General features: G+C 42.9%; 17 protein-coding genes and 1 tRNA gene. 4 read left to right on the top strand and 14 right to left on the bottom strand.

From position 1 onward, the window contains the following. Position 1: 1 nt before the first annotated feature. The 7 genes from NH462_RS07740 to NH462_RS07710 form a co-directional block, all read right to left on the bottom strand. Entirely contained in the window at positions 2 to 766 is a 765-nt protein-coding gene (locus tag NH462_RS07740; protein ID WP_253105260.1) for a flagellar basal body rod protein FlgF, read from the bottom strand. Between the two features lie 123 nt (positions 767 to 889). Further along, positions 890 to 2,290 (bottom strand): flagellar hook protein FlgE, encoded by a 1,401-nt coding sequence (gene flgE, locus NH462_RS07735; RefSeq protein ID WP_102056455.1) that lies wholly within the window; start codon positions 2,288 to 2,290, stop codon positions 890 to 892. A 41-nt stretch (positions 2,291 to 2,331) separates the two neighbouring features. Continuing rightward, positions 2,332 to 3,015, bottom strand: a complete 684-nt coding sequence (locus NH462_RS07730) for a flagellar hook assembly protein FlgD (protein ID WP_010369284.1) — start codon at positions 3,013 to 3,015, stop codon at positions 2,332 to 2,334. A gap of 17 nt (positions 3,016 to 3,032) precedes the next feature. Then, complete coding sequence (gene flgC / locus NH462_RS07725; protein WP_010369286.1) at positions 3,033 to 3,464, bottom strand: flagellar basal body rod protein FlgC; 432 nt, start codon at positions 3,462 to 3,464, stop codon at positions 3,033 to 3,035. Positions 3,465 to 3,466: 2 nt separating this feature from the next. Next, positions 3,467 to 3,877 carry a flagellar basal body rod protein FlgB gene (gene flgB / locus NH462_RS07720; RefSeq protein ID WP_045961732.1) on the bottom strand — a complete coding sequence of 137 codons (411 nt, stop codon included), beginning with the start codon at positions 3,875 to 3,877 and terminating at the stop codon, positions 3,467 to 3,469. Between the two features lie 280 nt (positions 3,878 to 4,157). Then, on the bottom strand, positions 4,158 to 4,991 hold the full coding sequence (locus tag NH462_RS07715; protein WP_010369291.1) for a protein-glutamate O-methyltransferase CheR: 834 nt from the start codon (positions 4,989 to 4,991) through the stop codon (positions 4,158 to 4,160). 15 nt (positions 4,992 to 5,006) lie between these two features. Continuing rightward, positions 5,007 to 5,939 carry a chemotaxis protein CheV gene (locus NH462_RS07710; protein WP_010369293.1) on the bottom strand — a complete coding sequence of 311 codons (933 nt, stop codon included), beginning with the start codon at positions 5,937 to 5,939 and terminating at the stop codon, positions 5,007 to 5,009. Positions 5,940 to 6,079: 140 nt separating this feature from the next. Between NH462_RS07710 and flgA the strand changes: the two genes are divergently transcribed. From flgA to NH462_RS07695, 3 genes are all read left to right on the top strand, one after another. Continuing rightward, positions 6,080 to 6,787, top strand: coding sequence for a flagellar basal body P-ring formation chaperone FlgA (flgA, locus tag NH462_RS07705; RefSeq protein WP_010369295.1), 708 nt, complete (start codon positions 6,080 to 6,082; stop codon positions 6,785 to 6,787). Positions 6,788 to 6,859: 72 nt separating this feature from the next. After that, positions 6,860 to 7,183 (top strand): flagellar biosynthesis anti-sigma factor FlgM, encoded by a 324-nt coding sequence (flgM, locus tag NH462_RS07700; RefSeq protein WP_010369298.1) that lies wholly within the window; start codon positions 6,860 to 6,862, stop codon positions 7,181 to 7,183. Beyond that, positions 7,176 to 7,604 (top strand): flagellar protein FlgN, encoded by a 429-nt coding sequence (locus NH462_RS07695; protein WP_010369300.1) that lies wholly within the window; start codon positions 7,176 to 7,178, stop codon positions 7,602 to 7,604. The genes flgM and NH462_RS07695 overlap by 8 nt, the downstream gene beginning before the upstream one ends. A gap of 74 nt (positions 7,605 to 7,678) precedes the next feature. Here NH462_RS07695 and NH462_RS07690 read toward each other — a convergent pair whose 3' ends face one another. Then, entirely contained in the window at positions 7,679 to 8,155 is a 477-nt protein-coding gene (locus tag NH462_RS07690) for a flagellar biosynthesis protein FlgP (protein WP_253105258.1), read from the bottom strand. A 204-nt stretch (positions 8,156 to 8,359) separates the two neighbouring features. Between NH462_RS07690 and NH462_RS07685 the strand changes: the two genes are divergently transcribed. Next, complete coding sequence (locus NH462_RS07685) at positions 8,360 to 9,556, top strand: flagellar assembly protein T N-terminal domain-containing protein (protein WP_045989518.1); 1,197 nt, start codon at positions 8,360 to 8,362, stop codon at positions 9,554 to 9,556. A gap of 110 nt (positions 9,557 to 9,666) precedes the next feature. Here NH462_RS07685 and NH462_RS07680 read toward each other — a convergent pair. The 6 genes from NH462_RS07680 to NH462_RS07655 form a co-directional block, all read right to left on the bottom strand. Beyond that, a tRNA-Arg gene (locus NH462_RS07680) sits at positions 9,667 to 9,741 on the bottom strand. 331 nt (positions 9,742 to 10,072) lie between these two features. Beyond that, positions 10,073 to 10,714: a FlgO family outer membrane protein gene (locus NH462_RS07675; RefSeq protein WP_232288070.1), complete on the bottom strand. Its 642-nt coding sequence runs from the start codon at positions 10,712 to 10,714 to the stop codon at positions 10,073 to 10,075. A gap of 10 nt (positions 10,715 to 10,724) precedes the next feature. Beyond that, positions 10,725 to 11,378 carry a FlgO family outer membrane protein gene (locus NH462_RS07670; RefSeq protein ID WP_010369309.1) on the bottom strand — a complete coding sequence of 218 codons (654 nt, stop codon included), beginning with the start codon at positions 11,376 to 11,378 and terminating at the stop codon, positions 10,725 to 10,727. 14 nt (positions 11,379 to 11,392) lie between these two features. Then, entirely contained in the window at positions 11,393 to 11,974 is a 582-nt protein-coding gene (locus NH462_RS07665; protein WP_010369312.1) for a FlgO family outer membrane protein, read from the bottom strand. Positions 11,975 to 12,028: 54 nt separating this feature from the next. Continuing rightward, positions 12,029 to 12,634 (bottom strand): SPOR domain-containing protein, encoded by a 606-nt coding sequence (locus NH462_RS07660; RefSeq protein WP_010369314.1) that lies wholly within the window; start codon positions 12,632 to 12,634, stop codon positions 12,029 to 12,031. After that, positions 12,621 to 15,563, bottom strand: a complete 2,943-nt coding sequence (locus NH462_RS07655) for a hypothetical protein (protein WP_253105256.1) — start codon at positions 15,561 to 15,563, stop codon at positions 12,621 to 12,623. The genes NH462_RS07660 and NH462_RS07655 overlap by 14 nt, the downstream gene beginning before the upstream one ends. Positions 15,564 to 15,569: the final 6 nt, after the last annotated feature.

Genomic DNA, 15,569 nt, shown 5'->3' with positions numbered 1-15,569 from the left:
CTTAAACTATGCGTAGGAGCGAAGTGTGTCGCTCATCTATTTCTTCAGCTGTTTTCATCAGCTTAATTTGCATTTCAAATTGTCTTTGATGGTTGATCATATCCACCATCTCATGAACGGGATTGACGTTGGACATCTCTAAGAAGCCACTCATTACTTTTACAGTTGGAGATATTTCACAAAAGCCACAGATCCCATCTTCTAGCTTATCTTCTTTTGGTCTATACAGGCCGTCATTGCCTTTTTGTAGCTTACTATTATCTGCTTCAATAATTTTCAGCCTATCAACCACCTCAAGAAAGTTAGCGGGGGCACCTTGTGGACGCACTTGAATTGAGCCATCGTCACTAAATACCACTTTATCAACGGGAATAGGTAAGACAATAGGCCCACCTTCGCCAATAAGTTGACGCCCGTGAGCTGTGACTAACGCACCGTCATTACGAATGTTAAGCGTGCCGACTTTGGTGTAAGCTTCTTCGCCCGAGGCGTCAACGACGCTGATCCACGACTTATCATCTACTGCAATATCAAGCTCACGGCCAGTTTCAACGATTGCGCCACCGGTCATATTGGTCCCTGGGCGTTCTTGCATAGCAAAAACCCGTGTAGGTAGCCCTTCACCAAACGCCTGCATTGAGCGCGCTTGAGCAAAATCAGCTTTGAAGCCAGTCGTATTGGCATTAGCAAGGTTGTTCGCCTTAAGTGCCACACCACGTAAGCTTTGCTTAGCGCCTGACATTGCGATATACACCATTTTATCCATGACGATGACCTATAAAATTCAAACTTAGTCTAGTTAATGCAAGCACAGTGCCAAAGTGAGGAGATGTTTTTGACGGACATAAAAAAGGCTGCCTTTGTAGCAGCCTTTGGAGGGCATAATATATTATCGGATCTGTAATATATTTTGTTGTAATGTTGAGTTAACCTCAAGCGCTCGAGAGTTCGCTTGGAAGTTACGTTGGGCGCTGATAAGGTCAACTAACTCGTTTGTGAGGTTGACGTTCGATTGCTCTAACGCAGATGAACTAATACCACCGAGAGTACCTGTGTTTGGCTCGCCTGCAAGTGGCTCACCAGAAGATAGGCTCTTCTTCCACTCAGTATTACCAATCGCCTGAAGGCCTTGAGAATTCGGGAAGCGTACTAGCGCGACTTGCCCTAAGAACGTTGAGTCGCCGTTAGTATATGAAGCCACAACTTTACCATCAGTACCAATATCAATACCTGCTAAACGGCCAACGGTCGCACCATCTTGTTCCAATGCTTTGACTTCAAATCGACCTGATGAATATTGCGTTGGTAGCTTTTGAGCAGTATTTGCTTCATCACGCCAGTTAACAACAATATCATTCGGAAAAGTTGCACCGTTATCAAGCAAGTTTGACATACCGATAGTTGGGTCAACTGCATCTTGAGGTCCTGCAAGACTTAAGGGGTTAAATGTCGAGCCAGTATTGTTGTTAAAAACAAGCGGCGTAGCTGAAGGATCGGCAGCCGTCTGAGATGGAATACCGCTAGCATCGAAACGGAACACACTAACTGGCGTATAAGGAACAGGTGGTGTTGCTGCTGGATCAATTTGCTGCGCATTATGGTTAAAAGGCTTATCGTCCATTGTTGCGTAAGTAGACCACTCATTATCCGCTGTTTTTCTGAAGAATAACTGCAATGTATGTGATTCACCCAACGAGTCATATACCGTAATTGCTGTTCTTGAATTATATGAGGCACGTTGCTCAGGATCAAAAGCAATCGTAGGTGGTTGCGCAGTCGCATCTAGGTTAAACGAGGTATAGATTTGCGATGTTGCACGAGGAGAACCTGATGCATCTGGAATTTGAACGGGTGATGTTGTGCTTAAACTCAAAGACGTGGTATCACCTGTAGATGGATCGACTGGAAAGCCTTGCAAGTAATCACCCTTAGCATTCACGATAAAGTTGTCTTTGTTGAGCTTAAATGCACCCGCTCGAGAATAGGTGAAATCTTGTGACTGAAGCGAGTTTGACATGGCAAAATAGCCTTCGCCCTCAATCGCCAAGTCTAGCGAATTCTGCGTGAACTTTAATGAACCTTGGTGAAACTGCTGCGCTACCATGGTAGTTTGTACACCATCACCATTTTTCGTTTTGCCAGAGCTAAAAACCGAAGACGCGTAAACATCAGCAAATTCTGCGCGAGATTCTTTAAAACCCGTCGTATTCACGTTAGCAATGTTATTTGCTGTTACGTCCAAGTCTTTTTGCGCGGCGGCAATACCTGTCAGTGCTATATTGAAACTCATACTCTCACCTCTAAGTTCTTAAGGTTAATTCTTTAAAACTACTATGCTATTTCAGCAATATCAGTTAAGCGCACCGCGCCTTCTTTGGTATTAATGACGATGCCGTTAGCACCATTAACATTAACACTGTCTATATTTCTAAATGTGGCCGAAGGTAAAGTCTGATATTCACCTTCAATCATGCCTTCCGCTTTTATAGTGTATTCACCAGGGGGCATCATCTCGCCATCTTTATTCTTACCATCCCAATCGAATCGCACTGCGCCCACACTTTGTTCGCCAAACTCAAGCGTCTTAACAAGCGCTCCAGATTCATCATAGATACCCACTGATAGATTCTGAACTGGTTCCTGTACAATCACCGAGCCTTTGGTAAGTGCATCGTCGCCATGTTCTAACGTCGTTGATTCGAGTAATGCTTTTTTACCAATCAGCGTTGATGCTTGAAGCGCCGAGTTAGAAGTCATTGATGCAGCCAACGAGTCAAAGTTTTCATTTAACTTTGAGATCCCCTCGGCCATAGTAAAACTTGTCATCTGCGCGATCATTTGATCGTTGTCCGCAGGCTTACTTGGATCTTGGAAAGAGAGCTGTTGAGTAAGCAGCGAGAAGAAATCTTCTTGCGATAGCTCATCTCTGGGCTTTTTCTCCTCGGCCTGTTTTTGCCTATCCCAGTAGAGTGAATCTACACCCGTTGAAGAAGTGGCATTTACATTATTACTCATCAGCTGTTACTCCCAATTTAGCGCTGGCCTAGTTGCAATGTTTTACTAAGCATTTGCTTTGCAGCGTCTGCAACTTGAACATTGGTTTGGTAAGAGCGAGAAGCAGAAATCATGTTTGCCATCTCCTCTACCACATTCACATTCGGTTTATAAATGTAGCCATTTGCGTCAGCACTTGGGTGGTTTGGGTTGTACTCAACTTGAAGCGGCTTGTCGCTCTCAACCACACCTAAGACTTTTACTCCAACTGAAGATCCCGCAACATTATTCTGGGAAGCTGCAGCTTTGGAAAGTTCAGCGGCAAATACAGGGTGTCTAGCGCGATACACAGTATCCTGACTAGAGCTCACTGAGTTTGCGTTCGAGATATTACTTGCGGTGGTGTTAAGTCGCACATTCTGTGCGCTCATTCCTGAACCCGCAATATCGAAAACGTTATATAAACTCATAATTATGCCCCTTGTCCGCCGAGTGCCTTCTTAAGACCACTGAACTTACCACCAAGAAATTGCAAACTGGCTTGGTACTCTAATGCATTCTGTACATACAAGTTTCGTTCCACTTGTATATCAACTGAGTTACCATCACCTGTATCTGCTTGATTTGGCGAACGATATAGCTCAGATGAATTACTCATTTTGGTACCACCAGTGAGGTGTTTTGCATCTGTTCTAACCATATCATTGCCGCTTCTTTGCATTGTCTTTGCCGCTTTTAAAGCACTAGCAAAGTCAATATCTTTAGCTTTGTATCCTGGAGTGTCTGCGTTTGCGATATTGCTTGCTAGAATTTCAGCGCGCTGTGAGCGCAGCAGCATCGTATGCTGATGTATACCCAACGCTTTATCGAAACTAATTGCCATTATCTGACTCCAAAAAATTGACTCAGGTATGATAAAGCAATCTTTAGGCCAGTTTTAAAGTCAAATTTATTCATTAATTTTCAATGTGTTACATTGTATTTTTGGAATAATTAAACTTGAGCCAATATTGAGGAGTGAAATAAATAAGAGGAAGCGTCTGAAGAGTCAGCGGTTGAACTTAGAAAACCCAAGGTTAATTAGTATAGACACTGGAACTGCGACTGAGTACAAATATTCAATACCTAATTATAGCGAACGTCCCTGCCGCTATATGTGAGTATTAAGTCTTTTTCTGATAGATAATCCCAGGATTACAACGGATCATATTAAAGTCGTCACTCAACCCCGCCATCGATTCCGACGCACCTAAAAACAAATAACCATTGGGATTTAACGACTGAGCAAATTGCGAAATGATTTTGGCTTTCACTTCAGGTGAAAAATAGATCAGGACGTTACGGCAGAAAATAACATCAAACTTCCCCATCAACGCGTAAGAATCTAGCAAGTTTAAATGCCTAAAGCTGACCATTTTACGGATAGGTTCAACTACCTTAGCCATTCCATTACCGCTATCCATAAAAAACTTCTTTCTGCGCTCAGGCGACAATCCTCGCGCCAACGCTAGCGCGTCATATTCCGCATTCTTACACATATCCAGCATGGTGTTAGAAATGTCGGTACCGACGATCTGCACACCCATTTTCAGCGCACCTGGGCTTTTACTCACATACTCACTCGCAGACATCGCGATTGAATATGGCTCTTGTCCTGATGAGCTTGCCGCCGACCAAATCTTAACTGGACGTCTCAAGTCTTTAAACTCTGGTAAGATTTTCGATTTAATTAGCTCGAACGGATAAGTATCCCTAAACCAAAGTGTTTCATTCGTTGTCATCGCATCCACCACAGCGGCACGCAATTGCCGCTCATGGGGACTGAGTGTTTTAGCTACTAAGGACGAAAGTGTTTCCACACCAAAGCGAGCCATCAGAGGAGCGAGTCGGCTTTTGACCAAGTACAATTTATTGTCACCCAGTACAATACCGCACTGTTGCTCCAAAAAGGTTCTAAATTGATCGTACTCTTTTTGCTCTAAATGCTTATTTTCCAAGTGCTACCACCAGCTTTAATCACAATGAACCCATTTTTTAACCGCTGAAGCTAATTCATCTGGGTTAAACTTAGCAATAAAATCATCAGCGCCCACTTTCTGAATCATGGCCTGATTAAATACACCACTCAGTGAAGTATGGAGTATCACATGCAATGGCGCTAATTTTGGATCAGCTTTTATTTCAGCCGTTAGCGTATAACCATCCATTTCTGGCATTTCAACGTCAGAAATCAATAGCCCAACTCGCTCGGTGACATTATTTTGACAGTCCATTTCCGCAATTTCGCGAAGCCTGATAAGTGCTTCTTTGCCGTTCTTTGCCAGCTCAGTCTGAACACCTAATGGCTCCAATGCACGTTTGACCTGATTACGAGCAACCGCGGAGTCATCAGCGATAAATACAATACGTTCGCCTAAATCTTTTTGCATTTCACCATCAGAGACAATATCAGCACTGACTTCTGTGTTGATTGGGCAAATTTCATTGAGGATCTTTTCTACGTCTAATATTTCAACTAGCTCGTTTTCAATTTCTGTAACCGCTGTCAAATAGGAATAACGACCTGCCCCAGATGGTGGGGGCATTATTTTTTCCCAGTTCATATTCACAATGCGTTCTACTGCACTGACTAGAAAACCTTGGACTGAACGGTTGTATTCTGCAATCACAATAAAACAGTTACGAATATCTTGAATAGGAGGTCCACCTACCGCAAGTGACATATCAATTACGGATATAGTTTGGCCTCGAATATGAGCAACCCCTCGGATAAGCGGGTTTGACTTGGGCATGCTTGTCAATGCTGGACATTGAAGCACTTCTCGGACTTTGAAAACATTAATGCCGAAGCGCTGTCGACCTTGAAGTCGAAAAAGTAATAGCTCGAGACGGTTTTGTCCAACCAGCTGTGTACGTTGGTTAACCGAGTCTAAAATACCTGCCATTTCAATCTCCTACTGTATAAACCGCTAATCGGAACGATCTTTGCTTCGACTCTGATATGGTTTACCACCCTTGATTAGGTGCAGTTATTAAAGCAGAATCTTTATACCTTGTTTCACCCCATAAGCATAGTCGAAACATCATGAGTTTGTTAAAAAAAACCCATTACATTCAGTTTTTTTGTTTGTTCGCTTATTTTATAGGCGTTGATTATGGTTATTGTCAGCAATATGACAACAAAACTTTAGAACAAAGCGCTATAGAATTTGTTGAACCGAATGTAGAGCAGGATCCCGATAGTCAGCTGTCACTGACTGCGATACCACTTGATTCAAGAATTCCAGCACGGGATTGTCAATCGCCGTTGCAATATAGTACAGCGATGGCTCCGCCTTTTGATACTCAAGTGACAGTTCAAATTAGATGCAACGATACCCTCAGCTGGACTCAATACGTCCACGTACGTATCGATCACCTCTTCCCCATATTAGTTAGCGCAACCATGTTAGAAAAAGGCCGTGTTATTCAAGATGAAGATGTAAAAATAGAGTATCAGCCAAAACGTTTTCGCAGAGTTTCTTATGTTGAAGATAAGTCGATACTAATAGGTAGTCGCAGCAAACGTAATATAAGAGAAGGCCAAGCCTTTACTCAAGCCCATATCTGCATGGTCTGCAAAGGCGATACTGTGACGATTATTGCTAAATCAGGTGGACTCGTGATCAAAACTCAAGGAGAAGCGCAGCAAGATGGCAACCGTGGTGAACTGATTAATATTAAAAACTCTCGCTCTGGCAAAACCTTACGTGCTAGAGTAATAGAAGTGGAAACAGTAGAGGTGAATTTATAAAAAATTTGCTAAAGTAATACTATTAAACGCCGATAACAAGGCTGAGAGTATAATTTTATTGGGTCTACAATCATGGTTAATCAAGTTAACGGTCAGAATCAGTCTACATCCGTTGCTAATAATGTTAAGCAACAGAAAGCTGAATTGCAAAGAAATGATGCCAACAGCGCATCAGTTAAATCACCAGCTACACCAAAAGCAGCTGCGGATTCAGTCAGTCTGACTCCACAAGCGCAACAGCTGAAAACAGTCAACGAAAAAGCGCAGCAATCATCAGGCTTTGACGACAAGAAAGTCGAAGAATTGAAAAAAGCGATTGCAGAAGGCAAGTACCAAGTTGACGCGGAAAAACTCGCCAAAAACATAGCTGCATTTGAGTTCGAAATATATGGATGATTTGGTTCGGCTTTGCCACCACAAACTTTCTGAACAAATCTCAACGCTAGAAGCGATGACCCAGCTTCTGGCGCGTGAGCTTGACGAGCTTGCATCTCGGCGTGGCGACAACTTAAAAGAAATCGCTCGTGAAAAGCTAACTCTCATTTCAAAACTGCAAAAGCTCGACAATGAATTGTCAAAAACAGAGTCTCACGTCTTTGAACACAATGAAGTAGCCCCGCTCGTTACTAAAGTGCGAGCACTACTCAGTGAATGCCAAACCAAAAATGAAATCAATGCTAAAACTGCTCATCAGGCGAATGTAAGCACACGTGAATTAAAAGGGATCTTAATTGGCGCACCAACTTCGATTACATATGGTCAGGATGGTAGTGTTAAAAGTAGCGACAGTGAGTTAGTACGTAACCTAAAGGCGTAGCCACGCCAATCATATTTCAGTATTGAAGAACAACCGAAATGCAGCATATTAAGTAAGCGACATGTGATGAGTGCTTACTTAAAACTATAAGATATCTTCTTAATTTTCTGCGGCTTGACTTGAGTAATATACAAATCATAAACGCGTTTCATATCAAGCTCTAATTCCGTCGTGTAAGTATCACCAACAGCGTAACTTTTCAGCACCTTAGCCCCTCGAACGAGTCCATTTACTTGGCTCTTAAGGCCGTCGTTTTGCGCAACCGCCCCTTTTACCGTAATAGTAGATGTCAAATTCTGGCCATACAGTTGCTCGGCCAATTCACGATACGCTTCTAATTTTGAGACTTTAATAGCCATTAGCTGCTTCTCACCCGCAGTTTTACCCGGCTGAGCACTCAAAGGCGCGTACCCCACAGCACGTAAAACAGGAAAAGTTTCCGGTTGCACCGTTTCATATTCAATGTGCTTGTCAACGAGGCTTGAACAGCCACTGAGTCCCGCTAGCAAACAAACCATAACAACTGCACTGATAGAATTAGTGATACGCATTTCACTACACTCCGCTACAATTAATACCAATCAAAATTTAACGCTTCCCCAGCATCTTGGTCTTGCAAGGGTTGTTGTGGTTTCATCGAGTATTGGCAATAAATAAAATTAACTTTCATAAAATATGATTATGCACGAACCTTGCCAAAATTTGGCACAGGTATTGCTGAGTTAAAGGGTAGTTTTTGATCTGGGCATTTAAACATGAAAAAGCAATTCGCGACCAGTCTATCATTGTTGTGTATCACCTTAACTAATCCTGCTTATGCCGAATGGTTTGAAGTTACCGGCATGGCTGACGTTAAAAATGGCGATCATCAAAAAGCAAAAAGAAAGGCCGTAAATGACGCCATTACACAAGCATTGCTGTTTTCTGGCGCTTCGGTGAGTAGTGTACAAACCGTCACCGATGGTGTGCTCACCCAAGATCAACTTAAGATCCGCTCAAATGCTGAAATCCAGAGCGCCAACGTGATTGCTGAAGCAAAAGTCGGTGACTCATGGCAAGTAACATTGCATATCGATATTACCCCACAGAGTGCTCAGTGCCCAACGAGTGCTTACAATAAACAGGTTGCAGTCACACAAAGCCAGCTAAAAAATAAACATCAAGCAACTTTAGGTCAAATTTTTGACATAAATAAAGCCGTGAGCGAGCGCCTATATCAAACAATGACCGAACAAAAGTCGAGCTTAGAACCCGTTCCCTATTTTGCACAGACCATAGATGTTAGCCGCTTTTTCAGTCAGCGTTTTGATTATAATGAACAGCTAATCGAGACCATTACAGCAAATACCAACAGCCAATTTGTACTGCTGAGTCAAATTACTGATGTTGCTAGTGTCGATAAACTTAATAGTGACCTCGCATTTTGGCAAAGTGATAAATACTTAAGAAGCTTCAAGGTAGACTTTGCGCTGTTTGATGCACTTTCTCATGAAAGGGTGTGGCAAAAACAATATGCCACTCAAGGCGTGTGGCCGTTTAAGAAAACCAAATTAATTGATGTGTACAGTGAGCGCTTTTGGCAGACAGATTATGCTGATGAGATCCAAACCACGCTGACACAAATCGCAACTGATTTAAACGCAGCGGTCGCCTGCTTACCTACCAATGGCAAAATCCTACATATCGATGATGAACAAGTCGTTATTAATTTGGGCCGCATGCATGGCTTAGAGAATGGCCAGATCCTTAACGTAGCGCATAGCAATCCGCTGACTAATGTCGATGGTAAAGTGTTTATGCATCAAATTAAAACCATCAATAAACTGCAAGTTATCCAAGTGAATGCGCAAAACGCCATTGCGGTAAATATCAGCAATCGCCCACTTCACAATGTGCAAATTAACGATTTGGTTGAAATTCAAATAGAAAATGAAAATGAGTTTGAATTGTAAGGCAGAGCATTCCTGTAGCAAAAGGCAAGATTTTCGATGACTTTATACCCTCTGCATCATGCTTCCACCACCCATTTACTTTGGTCATTCCACGCAGAAATGAATACCAATGGCGTCCCCAGTAGGAATCGAACCTACATCTAAGCCTTAGGAGGGCCTTGTTTTATCCATTAAACTATGGGGACAATCTCTAAAGTCAGATAACAATCGCTTTTTTGACCTTCACTAGCGGGATCTGCGGTACTTAATACCAATGAAGTCGAGAGTTGTCGATTCTCTGTTGTACTGCATCTCAGTGACTTCGCTTTAGTATACTGATCTTAATGAACTTTTAAAGATTAATAGTCAATTTATTCGCGCTAATAAATGAGGTGGTTCAGTAGGTGAATACGCAGCAGTTAAGACCCACTACTGCGCTATCAGTTACTTCGCTTGAGGTGTGAATAAGAAGTAGGATAGTTCTTCGTTTAATAAAACCTAAACGGTATTTTCTTCTAAAAAACGCTATTTGAAGTACTACCTTGAAGCGGTTGCCTGATCATCAAGGATAAAATACGGGATAGTCACCACCGTGCTTGCGATCACTAAGTTAGTATTAAACTCTAACAACCTTGCGTTCACCTCCACGCCTCGTGGACGGTAAACCATAGTGCCTGTGAGCAAATGACTGGGAGATTGAGTGTTTTTCAAGCGACTTGCATTACGCGAAAAAGTCAAATCACCACTAGATGTCACTTCAATTTTCCCCAATGCTTTAAAGTCTAATGCTTGATAACCCAGCTTTTGCATTTGATGCATTAAAGACTCAGCCAATTGGTTTCCTAGCTGGTTTGTATCCCTTAATGATTCATTAAAGTTAACAAAACTAGCTACCGCTATCGACTCGGGCTTTTGCCCTAACACCGTATCTGACAGCTCCAACGCAATTTGATTGGCGTAGTTAGCAATTTCTTTGCGATGACGATAGCTAACGAAGCCAATATCTTGCGATATCGCCGCTTGTGAATCTTCATTACGCTCTTGCTCTTCCATCATGGCATATAATATTTCCATATCGGATTGCTGCGTTTCTGTAGATTCAGGAGTCGCCTGATTTGTCACTTCGCAACCACCGAGTAATGCGAGTGTCGTCGCGAATAGCACTACATTTTTCATCATCGCCTCCGAATTAGTTCGCACGCTCTATACGAATGCCATCGTATGCCGCACCATCTTGTAGGGCGTTAACTACGTTTTGCGGTAAAAACCCTTGAGCAGAACCCACGACACTTTTACTTCTAAGCCCAACCACTCTGGCATTAACCATAACTCCGCCCTGATGATTCACCAAAGTACCACCTAGCACGTACAAAAAAGGGTGGTCGTCAGATAGCTCTAAAAAGTCACGACTAAAAATAAAATCGCCTTCAGGTGTCACCCGGATATAGTCTGTTGTTTTAAAGTCCACAACAGGGATCCCAAATGCATGAAGCTCATGGATAAAGCTTTCAGCCAACTGGTTACCCAGCAAGGAACCTTTATCAAATTCTTTATCTAAAAATACAAAGCTTGTCACTGCTACCGGTGTTTTCTCATTCACGTGTTTCAAGTTTGCAACCATGTCTTGCATTATAGACTGGACATAGTGAGTGACATTTTTACCAGCCATTTGCTGAGAAACAGAAAATTGCTTCATACCGTTTGGGTTACTTTGATACATCGAAGATTTTTCAAAGCCATTACGCACGGGCTCAGCCTGAGCATTATCCACCGCAAAAAAGTGACTCTGAGCACAGCCAACCATCAATGAAAGCGGCAAAACCAAACTTAATACTTTTTTCATTACTTTCATCTCCACTAATATTGGCTTCGTATAATCTGACCGTCACGATTTGTGACACGCTCCGTACCCCACATCACAGCTTTAGGTATGCTGATTGATGCGGCTGAGACGGCTCGATTATGTAACGTATCAACCAGCCGCGCATTGACCAAATAGGTATCTCGACTTTCTACGATTGTCCCAACCACCACGAGGTCAATTTTCTGGCGCTGATTCAGCACATTCAATTCTCGACTTAACATACTATCGGCAGAACTTTGTAAAGATAAAGCGTTTCTGAGTCGATATTCCACGACATCTGCCCCCATTTGACTTAAATGGGTCATGAGGGATTCTTGCAAGGCCACGCTCAAGCCTGAACCTTGCCCAGCAACGGTATCATCCAGCTGATTAGCCTTAAAAAAACTCGTCACAGCAAGCGTTGAATTCGGCTTGAACGGCCGTACATACTGCCCAAGTTCCGCGGCTAACTGAGCGCCAAACCCATCTAAGTCAGGTAAGATTTCTTGCTGCTGGGTCGCTTCTCTTTTGCCGACCTGTTGGCTGTTTGTACACCCCGCCAACAACATAATCACTATGAGTGCTAGATATTTCATTTCACCAAGCCCACGATAAACTTATTGGATAAAATGCAAAATACGCACCAAGTTTTAAAGTCGATGACTGGTGTAATGGCTAACCAAACAGCTTAAACCTGCACGCTTAAGCTGCTGACAACCTTTGTATGCAGAGGCCTTATCTGTAAATGCACCTAATTTGAGTCGATAATATTTGGTATTTTGAATATCTATTTGCTCGATATTCACTTCGCTTGTTGCAAAGTCTTGCGGTAACTTATCCTTGAGTTGCTCGTAGGTTTGCCTAAGCTTGGTATATTCCGTTGTAGAGGCCAATTGAATTGCAAATTCAGCTATCTCTACAGGCTGTTCTTGTTTCTCGGTGGGCTTTGTTTTTTGCTCTATCACTTGCTCGGGTTGCTCTGCTAAAAGCTCAGCATCCTTTTGCTTTGCAAGCGAATTTGATAGCTGCATCGCAATAACATCTAAATCTTCCTGCACTTCTTCAAACCTAGCAACCTGCTGTTTTAGCGCTCTGAGCTGCTCTACTTCTTGTTGTAAGGTGCTTACCTGCTGTTCCAATAAAGATATCTGCTTCTTCATTTGTAATGAGTCAAGTTGACTCTTGCTCGCAGTTGCTTGGCAACCACTTAACGCAACGAAACTGAGCATAATGAGGTGCCACTTAATTGATTGCATTGTTTTCTCTTTCATAAATAGTTAAGGCTTCCACTGTGCAAGAAACTTTGAAGGGAAGTAGATTTTGGCAAATATTTGCCGCATTTTGTGTGGCGTCATCTCTTAATATAAGTAAATAAGTGGCGTCGCCTTCTTTTTGCGCATACCCAAAACCACCGCTTAATAACGCGGGATAACGCTTAGCCAAAATCGCCGCATACACTTTTAATATCGTTAATGTCTTGAAGCGTCCAGCTACAGCAAACTCTTGCGTGGTTGCGCGCTGTCGTTGTAGTTCGTGATTTACATCAAGCAGTAAGTCTCCCTCTGCACTTAACTCCACTTCTATCTGTTGAGTACTGGCTACCGCGAGCCTTTTCGCATCACTTATCGCTGTACGGTAAGTCCCAGGCTTCAAACCAGTAAATACATAGTAGCCGTCATATGCCGTCTGAGTGCGCGCGACTTCGTTACCCGTTTCATCAAGTAAACTCACGGTGGTGAACCCTGCAGGTCGGCGCTCAGTACCCTCATTGATTTCAACAATACCTTCAACTTCCGACGAGTTTACAAATGGTATTTCAACATATTCAATATGACCGGGTCTTGGAGTGAATGAAAAGCCATCGTTAGCGGGAATTAAAAAGGGTTCGGGGATCGTTTCTTTGTCAACAATAATATCTGTTCGTTTGTAATTAACCATTGCGGGTAATAGAGCCACACCATCGTCGTCAGTTTTACCTTGTGCAAAGTTTTGTAATGCTTTTATAGTTACCCCCTTCAGCGGTAACTCCCCATCGTCAAGATAGCCGTTATTATTTTGGTCGATAAAAGCACGAACCATCAAAGAGCCAAACTGCGACAAGCGTTTGCCAGTTAAAAAAACCTGATCTATGGATTCGCCCGCTCCGATACTTACTTGTCCAGAGAGGCCTACTTGCCAGTTATCATCGTTATCGTATTGCAAGTCTGTTAACAACCTAAACTTCTCATGGCTCCAGCTCAATCCAAGTTCGGTTTTATAGTAATCGGCAGCAAAGTCTTTGTATAAGGTAATGCCAAGATCAAGCTCAGGACTTAGTTCTTTGCTCAACTCTAGCTCTGCGGATGTAATTTCATTAGAAGGTTTTATGTCATACCAAGTAGTAAAGCGACTATATATCCCAAACACCCTGCGCTGCCAGCGCAAGTAGCCACTCACATCGCTGGCTTGATTTGTCTGCTCTTGCCACACAAATTGGTTACTGAAAGTGCCCCAATAATTACCCGTACTAAACAGTAGCGACGCTTGCTCGGTGGTATCTATATTAGCTCTATTAAGCTGAAAGTATTCAGCACGATAGTAAATCTTAGCGGCATCAAAAAGAGGCCCATCTCCCGCCGCCGTTAATTTTATCTCGGTCGCATTTTCATCCCGTTCTAAATCTTCCTTTAGCTCAAATTTAGCACCTACCTGCTGGCCAAATAGACGGGTTCGAGTATTTGCAGATAGACGTTGGTTCGCTTCGCTCTTACTATAGTCAACATCCAGTAATAGTCGTTTATTAATATTGGTGTTAAACCCTGTAGAAAAGTACTGTTCCGAGGCGCTATTTTTCACACCTTGACGATGCTGCACACCTGCATACACCGCAAAGTTTTTAGTAAGACCGTAGTCAAATCGACCATTTACTTGCCAGCTTGATGCTCCTGATTCCGCAGTCTTGTCGCCCAGTATACTTTTGCCCGTCTCAGTAATTGATACGGCAAAAAAGCCTTCACCTTCATTTACGGTGCTCTGTTCAACATAATAGGTCTGCACTTCTTTTGATACTTGACCTTGGCCTCCATACATCACCAGTTCAAAGGTATTTTCACCAAATAGTAAATCAATATTTTCAAACTCATAGCGCCCAGATTGGACATTATTTTCTTGTCCTATTAGCAATCCATTTCGATAAAGCTCTACGTCCCACCCTACCTGAACAGGACCTGAGATGACAATGCGCTGACGGTTCGTACGCCTATCTAACGGCGCGTTACTGAAGCTCACTCCTCGCCCTTCTTCATTTAGCGCATCAACTCCAACTTGAACACTCTGGACATCACCGAGCGATACCTTGGTAAAGTTGCCAAACGGTAAAACATCGGCTTTTTTAGAAGCACGGTTGAGGGATAATCGCGAACGATTAATCACATCCCCTTCTCTACCAGCAATAAAGTACTGAGCTTGCCAATAGGCGATGTCTTGCGAGCCAATAAGGGAATAAGACATCTGGCTAATGTCTTCAGTCAGCTGCGCATTTATCTGAGCATCCAACACTGGTTTACCGATGCTTTGATAAGGACTTGACCGCCACGGTAATGTTGCGCTGGCATTGCGGTCAAAGCTAACAACCTCTCTTCCTAATCGCTGTTGCTGCGCTTCTATTGGCAGAACTTGCCTACTTTTAACCGTAAGAGATAAATCCTGTATATCGGTAAACAGGCTCACATCGAATAAGGTCGCAACGATATAATCGGCGAGAAATACCTCACCATTGATAACCTGGATCTCCCTATTACTCAATTGCGTTCGCTGTCCTTTGCTCTCAACTAAAAGCGCTTTGGCATTAAGACTAAAAGTGTTTTCAGGTGTGAAGAACCAGCCATCAAAAGTTCCTGACACATCTTCTGATACCACAAACCCCAAAGCTGAAAACAAGCTCAAGAGTTCCACATTGACGCCTTGTTCCGACGTCACCGCGATCACTTCACCTAAATATAAATTCCCTTTATAGGCGGATAAAAACAGTTCCGTACCAACATCAACCCGAGAGACCACCCGCTCACTTTGCTGTATCGCAAGTTTTGCTTTCACTCGTTCAACCCGTTCAAATAGCTGTTGCAAAGTATCAACCTGCGATGCCATAGCAGGTTGATAGCATAGTATGCCTATTAGTAACGTGCGCCAAATAGCGGGGGCTCTCATTACGTT

The sequence above is a fragment of the Pseudoalteromonas sp. OANN1 genome (assembly GCF_024124685.1).
GTDB classification, from domain to species: Bacteria; Pseudomonadota; Gammaproteobacteria; order Enterobacterales; family Alteromonadaceae; genus Pseudoalteromonas; species Pseudoalteromonas piscicida.
This window is presented reverse-complemented; position numbering and strand designations above follow the sequence as displayed.

Bases quoted from the DNA above. Each gene is read 5' to 3' on its own strand.
- NH462_RS07740 (WP_253105260.1), bottom strand. From the start codon at position 766: ATGGATAAAATGGTGTATATCGCAATGTCAGGCGCTAAGCAAAGCTTA.
- flgE (WP_102056455.1), bottom strand. From the start codon at position 2,290: ATGAGTTTCAATATAGCACTGACAGGTATTGCCGCCGCGCAAAAAGAC.
- NH462_RS07730 (WP_010369284.1), bottom strand. From the start codon at position 3,015: ATGAGTAATAATGTAAATGCCACTTCTTCAACGGGTGTAGATTCACTC.
- flgC (WP_010369286.1), bottom strand. From the start codon at position 3,464: ATGAGTTTATATAACGTTTTCGATATTGCGGGTTCAGGAATGAGCGCA.
- flgB (WP_045961732.1), bottom strand. From the start codon at position 3,877: ATGGCAATTAGTTTCGATAAAGCGTTGGGTATACATCAGCATACGATG.
- NH462_RS07710 (WP_010369293.1), bottom strand. From the start codon at position 5,939: ATGGCAGGTATTTTAGACTCGGTTAACCAACGTACACAGCTGGTTGGA.
- flgA (WP_010369295.1), top strand. From the start codon at position 6,080: ATGAGTTTGTTAAAAAAAACCCATTACATTCAGTTTTTTTGTTTGTTC.
- flgM (WP_010369298.1), top strand. From the start codon at position 6,860: ATGGTTAATCAAGTTAACGGTCAGAATCAGTCTACATCCGTTGCTAAT.
- NH462_RS07695 (WP_010369300.1), top strand. From the start codon at position 7,176: ATGGATGATTTGGTTCGGCTTTGCCACCACAAACTTTCTGAACAAATC.
- NH462_RS07690 (WP_253105258.1), bottom strand. From the start codon at position 8,155: ATGCGTATCACTAATTCTATCAGTGCAGTTGTTATGGTTTGTTTGCTA.
- NH462_RS07685 (WP_045989518.1), top strand. From the start codon at position 8,360: ATGAAAAAGCAATTCGCGACCAGTCTATCATTGTTGTGTATCACCTTA.
- NH462_RS07675 (WP_232288070.1), bottom strand. From the start codon at position 10,714: ATGATGAAAAATGTAGTGCTATTCGCGACGACACTCGCATTACTCGGT.
- NH462_RS07670 (WP_010369309.1), bottom strand. From the start codon at position 11,378: ATGAAAAAAGTATTAAGTTTGGTTTTGCCGCTTTCATTGATGGTTGGC.
- NH462_RS07665 (WP_010369312.1), bottom strand. From the start codon at position 11,974: ATGAAATATCTAGCACTCATAGTGATTATGTTGTTGGCGGGGTGTACA.
- NH462_RS07660 (WP_010369314.1), bottom strand. From the start codon at position 12,634: ATGCAATCAATTAAGTGGCACCTCATTATGCTCAGTTTCGTTGCGTTA.
- NH462_RS07655 (WP_253105256.1), bottom strand. From the start codon at position 15,563: ATGAGAGCCCCCGCTATTTGGCGCACGTTACTAATAGGCATACTATGC.